The organism is Sphaerotilus sp. (assembly GCF_031429695.1).
Taxonomy (GTDB): Bacteria; Pseudomonadota; Gammaproteobacteria; order Burkholderiales; family Burkholderiaceae_C; genus Sphaerotilus.
In genome coordinates, this window is record NZ_JANPAB010000041.1 from 41,068 (window position 1) to 49,648 (window position 8,581).

General features: G+C 68.2%; 10 protein-coding genes. 4 read left to right on the forward strand and 6 right to left on the reverse strand.

Annotated features, from left to right (window positions below):
- Positions 1-12: 12 nt before the first annotated feature.
- Genes RMP06_RS07695 through lptF form a run of 6 tightly spaced genes read right to left on the reverse strand, consistent with a single transcriptional unit; the run spans position 13 to position 5,595 of the window.
- A complete protein-coding gene (locus tag RMP06_RS07695) occupies positions 13-789 on the reverse strand; it encodes an oxepin-CoA hydrolase, alternative type (RefSeq protein ID WP_310461186.1) in 777 nt (258 codons plus the stop codon).
- Positions 790-846: 57 nt separating this feature from the next.
- Positions 847-2,028 (reverse strand): pyridoxal phosphate-dependent aminotransferase, encoded by a 1,182-nt coding sequence (locus RMP06_RS07700; protein WP_310461187.1) that lies wholly within the window; start codon positions 2,026-2,028, stop codon positions 847-849.
- A gap of 24 nt (positions 2,029-2,052) precedes the next feature.
- Complete coding sequence (locus RMP06_RS07705) at positions 2,053-3,018, reverse strand: CysB family HTH-type transcriptional regulator (protein ID WP_310461188.1); 966 nt, start codon at positions 3,016-3,018, stop codon at positions 2,053-2,055.
- On the reverse strand, positions 3,015-3,401 hold the full coding sequence (locus tag RMP06_RS07710) for a sirohydrochlorin chelatase (RefSeq protein WP_310461189.1): 387 nt from the start codon (positions 3,399-3,401) through the stop codon (positions 3,015-3,017). The genes RMP06_RS07705 and RMP06_RS07710 overlap by 4 nt, the downstream gene beginning before the upstream one ends.
- Before the next feature lie 15 nt (positions 3,402-3,416).
- A complete protein-coding gene (gene lptG / locus RMP06_RS07715) occupies positions 3,417-4,523 on the reverse strand; it encodes an LPS export ABC transporter permease LptG (RefSeq protein ID WP_310461190.1) in 1,107 nt (368 codons plus the stop codon).
- A 16-nt stretch (positions 4,524-4,539) separates the two neighbouring features.
- Positions 4,540-5,595 carry an LPS export ABC transporter permease LptF gene (gene lptF / locus RMP06_RS07720; RefSeq protein ID WP_310461191.1) on the reverse strand — a complete coding sequence of 352 codons (1,056 nt, stop codon included), beginning with the start codon at positions 5,593-5,595 and terminating at the stop codon, positions 4,540-4,542.
- A 27-nt stretch (positions 5,596-5,622) separates the two neighbouring features.
- On the opposite strand from lptF, the gene RMP06_RS07725 reads away from it, so the two are divergent.
- The 4 genes from RMP06_RS07725 to RMP06_RS07740 all read left to right on the forward strand — a co-directional run.
- Positions 5,623-7,083 (forward strand): leucyl aminopeptidase, encoded by a 1,461-nt coding sequence (locus tag RMP06_RS07725; RefSeq protein WP_310461192.1) that lies wholly within the window; start codon positions 5,623-5,625, stop codon positions 7,081-7,083.
- 9 nt (positions 7,084-7,092) lie between these two features.
- Positions 7,093-7,524, forward strand: coding sequence for a DNA polymerase III subunit chi (locus RMP06_RS07730; RefSeq protein ID WP_310461193.1), 432 nt, complete (start codon positions 7,093-7,095; stop codon positions 7,522-7,524).
- A complete protein-coding gene (locus RMP06_RS07735) occupies positions 7,521-7,838 on the forward strand; it encodes a hypothetical protein (RefSeq protein ID WP_310461194.1) in 318 nt (105 codons plus the stop codon). Before RMP06_RS07730 ends, RMP06_RS07735 begins: the two co-directional genes overlap by 4 nt.
- 200 nt (positions 7,839-8,038) lie before the next feature.
- On the forward strand, positions 8,039-8,581 hold a 543-nt coding region (locus RMP06_RS07740; protein ID WP_310460544.1), incomplete at its 3' end, for a branched-chain amino acid ABC transporter substrate-binding protein.

Below are 8,581 nucleotides of genomic sequence, written 5' to 3' on the forward strand. Positions count from 1 at the left end.
ACTCAGCAGCAGTCATCGAAACAGTGGCGCGCGCTTCTCGTGCCACGCAGCGAGGCCTTCGCCGCCGTTGTCGTGGTTGATGTTGGCGATGAAGGCGTCGCGCTCGCGGTCGAGGTGGGTGGCCAGCGGGATGACGGCGGCGTCCGCCGACAGCCGTTTCACCGAGGCGATCACGTTCGGCGCGAAATGCGCCAGCGACGCGGCCAGCGCCAGGGCCTCGTCGAGCGCCTGCCCAGGGTCGGTCAGGCGGTTGACCAGGCCGGCGCGCTGCAGGTCGGCCGCGCTGCGCACCTGCGCCAGCCACAGCCACTCCAGCGCCTGCTGCCGTGGCAGCAACTGCATCAGCGACTGGACGACGCCGCCGTCCGGCGAGGCGCCGATGCGGCCATAGGCGAGGCCGAAGCGGGCGGTGGTCGAGGCCACCAGCAGGTCGCAGGCCAGGGCCAGCGAGCAGCCGGCGCCGGCCGCCGCGCCTTCGACGGCGGCGATCACCGGCAGCGGATGTGCCCGCATCGCGCGGATCCAGCCGTGCAGCGCATCCACGCGGGCGGCCTGTACCTCCGGCTGGCCGCGCACACCGGCGAGCTGGTTCAAGTTGCCGCCACCGCTGAAATGGCCGTCCGCACCGGTGAGCACGATGGCGCGCAGCGTGGGGTCGCGGGCCGCATCGTCGAGCGCAGTGGCGGCCGCGGTGTAGACCGCGGGTGCCAGGGCATTGCGCGACGCGGGGTCGCTCAGCGTCAGCACCAAGGTGCTGTCATGGCGGGTGGAGAGCAGTTCGGCGGTCATGGTGGAGGAGGTGGCCGAAGATTCTGGCATGAAAAAAAGAACGACCGTTCGTTCTTTTCATCGCAATCGGTTGCGCAGCCGCTCCAGCGCACGCTCCAGCGTTTCGTCGCGTTTGGCGAAGCACAGGCGGGCGATCTGCTGGTCGCGCCCATCCGCATAAAACGCCGACAGCGGGATTGCCGCCACGCCGACCTCGCGTGTCAGCCAGGCGCAGAACGCCGCTTCACCCAGCCCGGCAATCTCGGGGGCGAGGCCGCTGTAGTCCACGCTCTGGAAATACGTGCCCTCGCACGGCAGCAGCCGCAGCCCGGTGCCGGCCAGCCCGGCGCGGAACAGGTCGCGCTTGCGCTGGTAGAAGGCACCGAGTCCCACGTAAGGGGCCGGATCGGCCATGTAGGCCGCCAGCGCGTGCTGCATCGGCGTGTTGACGGTGAAGACGTTGAACTGGTGGACTTTGCGGAACTCGGCCATCAGGGGTGCCGGTGCGGCGACGAACCCGATCTTCCAGCCGGTGACGTGGTAGGTCTTGCCGAAGCTGGAGATCAGCACGCTGCGGGCGGCCAGTTCCGGGTGGCTGGCGACACTGAGGTGTGCCGCGCCGTCGTAGACCATGTGCTCGTAGACCTCGTCGGACAGCAGCAGGATGTCGGTCGGGCGCAGCAGCTCGGCGAGTTGCTGCTGCTCAGTGGCGGTCCAGACGGTGCCGGTCGGGTTGTGCGGCGTGTTGACGAGGATCGCACGGGTCTTGGGCGTGATCGCGGCGGCGATGGCGGCGAAGTCGGGGCGGAAGGTGCCCGGTGTCAGCGGCACATGCACGGGCGTGGCGCCGGCCAGCACGATGCTGGGCGCGTAGCTGTCGTAGCACGGGTCGAGCACGATGACCTCGTCGCCTGGATGCACGAGCGCCAGCACCGCGGTGAGGATGGCCTGCGTGGCCCCGGCGGTGACGGTGATCTCGCTGCCGGGGTCGTAGCGGTGGCCGTAGAGCGCCTCGACCTTGGCGGCGATGGCCTCGCGCAGCGCGGGGATGCCGGCCATCGGCGGGTACTGGTTGTGGCCGGCATCGAGCGCGTCCTTGACCGCCTGCATCAGGCGCGGATCGCCGTCGAAGTCCGGGAAACCCTGACCGAGGTTGACCGCGCCGCACTGCGTGGCCAGCGCCGACATGACGGTGAAGATGGTGGTGCCGACCTGCGGCAGGCGGCTGGTGACGCTGGGGGTGCGGGCGGTGGCGGTCATGGTGAAGGCTCGCTTGGGTGAAGTTCAGAGTCCGTCGCTGGCGGGGCGGTCAGCGGCCAGGCCGAGCATGGCGCGCTCGATCAGCGGCCGGGTGAGCTGGTCCGACAGCAGTTCGGCAAAGGTGTAGACGAAGTTGCGCAGGTAGGCACCGCGCTTGAAGGCGATGCGCGCCACGTTCGGCCCGAACAGGTGGCCGACCGGACGGGCGATCAGGTCGCCGCCGGGGCCGCACAGCGGATCGTCCGCCACCGCCATCTCGGCCACGATGCCCACGCCCAGCCCGAGCCGCACGTAGGTCTTGATCACGTCCGAGTCGATCGCCTCCAGCACGAAGCTGGGCTTGAGCTGGCGCTGCTCGAAGGCGGCGTCGATCTTGGAGCGGCCGGTGAACGACGGGTGGTAGCTGATCAGCGGCTCGGCGGCGATCTGCTCCAGCGTGAGCCGCTCGACACGTGCCAGCGGATGGCCGACCGGCACGACCACGACGTGGCGCCACTCGTAGCATGGCAGGGTGACGAGTTCGTCGTACTGCGTCAGCCGCTCGGTGGCCATGCCGATCTCGGCCGAGTCGTCGAGGATCATCTGCGCGACCTGTTCGGGCGTGCCCTGGTGCAGGCTGATGTTCACCTTCGGGTAGCGCGTGCGCAGCGCGGCGACCGGCGTGGGCAGGACGTAGCGGGCCTGCGTGTGGGTGGCGGCGATGGACAGCGTGCCAGCCTCCTGGCGCGAGTAGTCCTCGCCGATGCGCTTCAGGTTAGCCACCTCGCGCATGATGATCTCGATCGAGGTCAGCACCTGCCGGCCCGGTTCGGTGACGCGGCGCAGGCGCTTGCCGTGGCGGGCGAAGATGTCCACGCCCAGCTCTTCCTCCAGCTCCAGGATGGCCTTGGAGATGCCGGGTTGCGAGGTGTGCAGCGCCTTGGCGGTCTCGGTGAGGTTGAGGTTGCGGCGCGCCGCCTCCTGCACGAAGCGGAACTGGTGCAGGTTCATGCCGGCGGGACCGGGGGCAGCGGCAACAGCGACAGCGCCGCCCGCGCGATGGCCAGCGTCACGGCGTCGAGTTCGCCGATGGCGGCCGTCGTGGCGATTTCCACGCCGGGGAAGTGCGCGCGGGCGTTGTCGAGCAGCAGCGGCAGGTCGCGCCGCACATGCCCGCCTGCGCCGAGGAACAGCGGCACTACCGTAACGGCGGTGCAGCCTTGTGCGGCCAGTTCCGCCACACCGCTGTCGAGGTTGGGCGTCATCAGTTCGAGGAAGGCCAGCGCGACGGGCCGGCCGCCCGACTCCTGGCGCATGTGCGCGGCGATCGTGTGGAAAGGCGTGGCCCAGGCGGGGTCGCGTGCCCCGTGGGCAAAGAGCAGGATGCCGTGCATGGGTGGTTTCCTTGTTCAGCGGTAGCGCACCAGCCAGCTGAAGGCGCCGAGCGACATCAGCAGGTAGAGCGCGCTGGGCAGGCTGGCCGCCAGCCAGGGCGTCCAGTGGTTGAGCAGGCCGAGGTGGCCGGTGACGTTGTTGAGCAGCACGAAGCTGATGCCCAGCAGGATGCCACCGAACACCTTCAGCGACAGCCCGCCCGAGCGGGCGTGCAGGTAAGCGAAGGGCAGCGCCAGTCCCATCATCACCAGGCAGGCGAGCGGATAGAGGGCTTTTTTCCAGAACTTGATCTCGTAGCGCTGGGCCGACTGGTCGTTTTCGGACAGGTGCGTCATGTAGGTGTAGAGCGCCAGGGTGGACATGGTGTGCAGCGGCAGCACCGCCGAGGCCACCACCTGCCGCGTCAGGCCGGAGCGCCAGGCGAGGCGGTCCAGCCGCTGGTCCGGGACGAGCGATGGCGTGCTGTCGGCGGCCCACTGCGAGATGCGCACGTCGTCGAGTTGCCACAGCCCGTCGGAGTCGATGGTGGCGCGGGCCGCGGTGGTGCGCGTGCGCAGTGCGCCCTTCGGTCCGAACTCGAAGATCCGCACCTTCTCGACCGAGCCGTTGTCGCGTGCCACGCCCACGTTGAGGGTGAAGCGGTGCTCGCCGTCGGCTTCCTGCCGGCTGTCGCGGAGCCAGACGCCGCCGATGGCGGTGTCGAGGCGGCCCTTGCGGACGGCCTCCAGCACCGTGGCCTGCGTGTCACACCAAGGTGCCACGAAGTCGCCGACGATGAACGTGGCGGCCGCCATCGCCAGGCCGAGTTGCGCCAGCAGCTTCAGCGCCAGACCGGGGCCGAGCCCGCCGGTGCGCAGGATGGTGAACTCGCTCGACTGCGCCAGCCGGGCCAGCGCATAGATGGCGCCGATCAGCACACCGATCGGCGCGAGTTCGTAGACGTGGCCGGGCACCTGCAGCGCGCAGACCAGCAAGGCCTGTGCGAGCGTGTAGCCACCCTTGCCCACATCGTCCAGCTCGCCCACCAGATCGATGAACAGGAACAGGCCCAGGAAGGCGAGCATCACGAAGGCGGTGGCGCCGAGGATCTCGCGGTAGAGCAGGCGTCGCACGGTGCGCATGAGGGTGTTTCCGTTGTCAGCGGGTGCGCAGGCGCAGCAGGCCCAGTGCGCCCAGCAGCAGCCCACCGTGGAGGACCGCCAGTGCACTGGCTGCACCCAGCTTGCCGTTGCCGACCCAGGCCTGGCTCAGGTTGATCAGGTTGAAATAGACGACGAAACCGAGCAGTGCCACCAGCAGCACCCAATTGTTGCCGCCACGCGGTCCGCCCGATGCCAGCCCGATGCCCCACAACAGCAGGTTGAACGCGGCCAGCACCATGCCTGCGCGCCAGACCAGTTCGCCGTGCGCCCGCAGGCTGGGCGAGCCGAGCAGGTCCAGCGTGTCGAGCGCCTTGGGGGGGCGCTCCTGCAGGTGGGCCATGGCTTTTTCGCCAATGCGGACAGCGTACTGGTCGAACCGGGAGATGGTGCGCGTACCGCCAGCGAGGTCCAGATCGGTGCGGGCGCCGTTGTTCAGCACCAGGCTCCGCCCGGCGTCGCCGGCCGGTTCGATCCGGCCGGCCTGGGCGGTGGTGACCGACTCGCGGCCCTCGCGCTGATCGAGGATGAAGATGTGGTGGCCGGTGGCGCTGTCGCTGGTCTGCTTGTCGAGGAAAAAGACCCGGCTGCCGTCGCCCGAGGACTGGAACTGGCCCGGCGCCACCCGCGACAGGTCGGAGCGCTGCTCGTAGCGGGCGCGCAGATCGACCGTGTTGCGGTTCGCCCAGGGCCACACCACCAGCATTAGTGCCGCGACGGCCACCAGCACCGGCGCCGCGAAGCGCAGCACCGGCGGCACGAAGCGCTGCAGCGACAGGCCGCTGCTGAACCAGACCGCCATCTCGCTGTCCCGGTACATCCGCGTCAGGGTGGAGACGACGGAGATGAACAGCGACAGGCTCAGCATCGTCGGCAGGTGGCCCAACGCGGTGTAGCCCAGCAGCAGCACGACGTCCTGCGGCGCGACCTCCCCCCCGGCGGCCATGCCGAGCACACGGATCAGCATCATCGTCAACACGATGGTGAGGATGACCACAAGGGTGCCGCCGAAGCTGCGGGACAACTCTTTGCGTAGGGTGGAATCGAATAACATCAGTGCGTCTAGGAGCAGCGCGGAATTATGGACGTTCAATCACTCACGGCGGCAACGCAGGATTATTCGAAGCTGGTCACCGATGCAATGGTGGTCATCGTGCCACCCGAGACCAGCGCATGGCGTTTGCCCGCAGCGGTCAGAAAACTGATCGACGACGCCGTGGACCAGGGCGATCTCGCGCTCAAGGCCGGGCGCACCCTCTATGCCCACCGGCCGTCCGGGCTCAAGGTTCCGCGTCTGGTCATCGCCGTGGCGGCCGACGGCGGTGGCAAGGCCTGGCGCAAGGCGCTGGGCGCCGCTTTCGGGCATCTGAAAGGCAGCGGCGCCGAACGCGCTGCGCTGGTCTGGGCCGGTGCTGGCGAGCCCGATGCGGCGATGGCCGAAGCGGCTGTCTGCGTTGCGCAAGACGCCGTCTATGTCTACCGCCACACCAAGCCGAGCGCCGCCGAGGCGCCGAAGTGGACACGGCTGGACCTCGTCTGCGGTGAAGCGGCGCAGGCGGACGTGGACGCCGGCCTGACCCGTGGCCGTGCCATCGCCGCTGGCAGCACGCTGGCCCGCGAAGTCGCCAACCGCCCCGGCAACCACTGCACGCCGTCGATGTTGGCCGACCACGCCCGCGAACTCGCCAAGGAGCGCGGGCTCAAGGTCGAGGTGCTGGACCGCAAGGACATCGAAAAGCTCGGCATGGGCGCCTTCCTGGCCGTGGCGCAAGGCTCCGAAGAGCCGCCGCGTTTCATCGTGCTGCGCTACCAGGGCGCGGGCAAGAAGGATGCACCGACCGTGCTGGTCGGCAAGGGCATCACCTTCGACACGGGTGGCATCTCCATCAAGCCGTCTGCCGAGATGGACGAGATGAAGTTCGACATGGGCGGCGCTGCCAGCGTGCTGGGTACCTTCCGCGCCATCGCCGAACTCAAGCCGAAGATCAACGTTGTCGGCCTGATCCCCACTTGCGAGAACATGCCCGACGGCCGCGCGATCAAGCCGGGCGACGTGGTCACGTCGATGTCGGGAAAGACCATCGAGATCCTCAACACCGATGCGGAAGGGCGCCTGATCCTGTGTGACGCGCTGACCTACGCCGAGCGCTTCAAGCCGGCCGCGGTCATCGACATCGCCACGCTGACCGGCGCGATCATCATCGGACTGGGGTTCCAGCACGCGGGCCTGTTCTCCCCGGACGACACCCTGGCCGATGCCTTGCTGCAGGCTGGCCGCACGTCGCACGACACCGCCTGGCGCATGCCGCTGGACGAGGAGTACGACGAAGGCCTCAAGAGCCACTTCGCCGACATCCCGAACATTGGCGCCCGCGCCGGTGGCGCCATCACGGCCGCGAAGTTCCTGCAGCGATTCACGGGCAAGTACCGCTGGGCTCATCTGGATGTGGCGGGCGTCGCCTTCCGGTCCGGCGCGGCCAAAGGCGGCACGGGCCGACCTGTCCCGCTGCTCACGCACTATCTCCTCGGTCAGGCAGGCTGATCGGTCGTCATGACGGCAGTTGCCTTTCACTTCAACGTGCCAGACCGGCGGGTCTACACCTGCCGTCTCTTGCGCAAGGCCTATCGGGCGGGCGCCAGGGTGGTGGTCACCGGCGAATCGGCACAGCTGGCCGAACTCGACCGGTTGCTGTGGACCTTCGAAGCACTGGAGTTCATTCCGCACTGGCGTGGATCTTCGGTGGATGAGCTGCTGCCGCGCCTGCAGGCCACACCGGTGCTGCTGACGACCGGCCACAGTGCCCGCTTTGGGCACGATATGCTGGTCAACCTTGGACGCGATGTGCCGTCGGCTTACACGCAGTACCAGCGTGTGATCGAAGTGGTCGGGCGTGATGACCTGGACCGGGACGGCGCGCGCGGTCGCTGGCGTCAGTACAGCGCCGAGGGGTGCCAGATTGAACGGCATGAGGTGAGCGCATGAATGCCGTCCTGCGTGTTCCGCCGGACGATGTGCCGACGCTGACCGAAGTGGTTCGCCCGTCCGATTTGGCGGCAGCCGTGGAGCCGGCCGATCCCCCCGTCGATGCAGAGCGCGTGGTCCTGAGAGTCGTCAGTCACATGCAGGACCTGGCGGAGGCGAGGCTGCGGGAGCGGCTTCCGCCTTTGCTTGAACAGCTCGTCAGCGAGTTGCTCGGTGGGCTGGTACGGGAGTTCCGGGAGGATCTCTTGCTAGGGCTTCATGACACCGTGCGCCAGGCGGTGGCCGAAGAACTGGCACGCACCGGCTTGCGCTGACTGTCCGGCGGAGTTATTTCGGTCGTCGGGGTCACCCCTGTCCTCCCTTGGCTTCCATCGGGCGTTGACTGAGGACTTTCCCGATTCGAGGCCCAGCCCGATGGAGGTGCTGTCTGATTTGGGGTAAGTTCCGCGGCTGTGTTGTTCAAACCTGTCGTCGGCGGGTATTCACCTTGTTCCAGAAACTGGAGTCTGAATCCATGAATCACAAGCTCAACGTCGTCATCGCCGCAGTGGCCTTTGCAGCAGCCAGCCAGGTCAGCGCGCAGGAAGTGGTCAAGATCGGCCATGTGGGCCCGACCAGCGGGGGCATCGCCCACCTGGGCAAGGACAACGAGAACGGCGCGCGCATGGCGATCGACGAACTCAACGCCAAGGGCGTGTCGATCGGCGGCAAGAAGGTGAAGTTCGAGCTGCTGGCCGAGGACGACGGTGGCGACCCGAAGCAGGGCACGGCCGCCGCACAGAAGCTGGTGGACTCCAAAGTGGCTGGCGTGGTGGGCCACCTGAACTCGGGCACCTCGATCCCGGCGTCGAAGATCTACAGCGACGCGGGGATTCCGCAGATCTCGCCGTCGGCGACGAACCCGAAGTTCACGCGTCAGGGCTTCAAGACGACGTTCCGCGTGGTGGCGGACGACGTGCACCTGGGCGGCACGCTGGGCCGGTATGCAGCCAAGGAGCTGAAGGGCAAGTCGATCGCGGTGATCGATGACCGCACGGCGTATGGGCAGGGCGTGGCG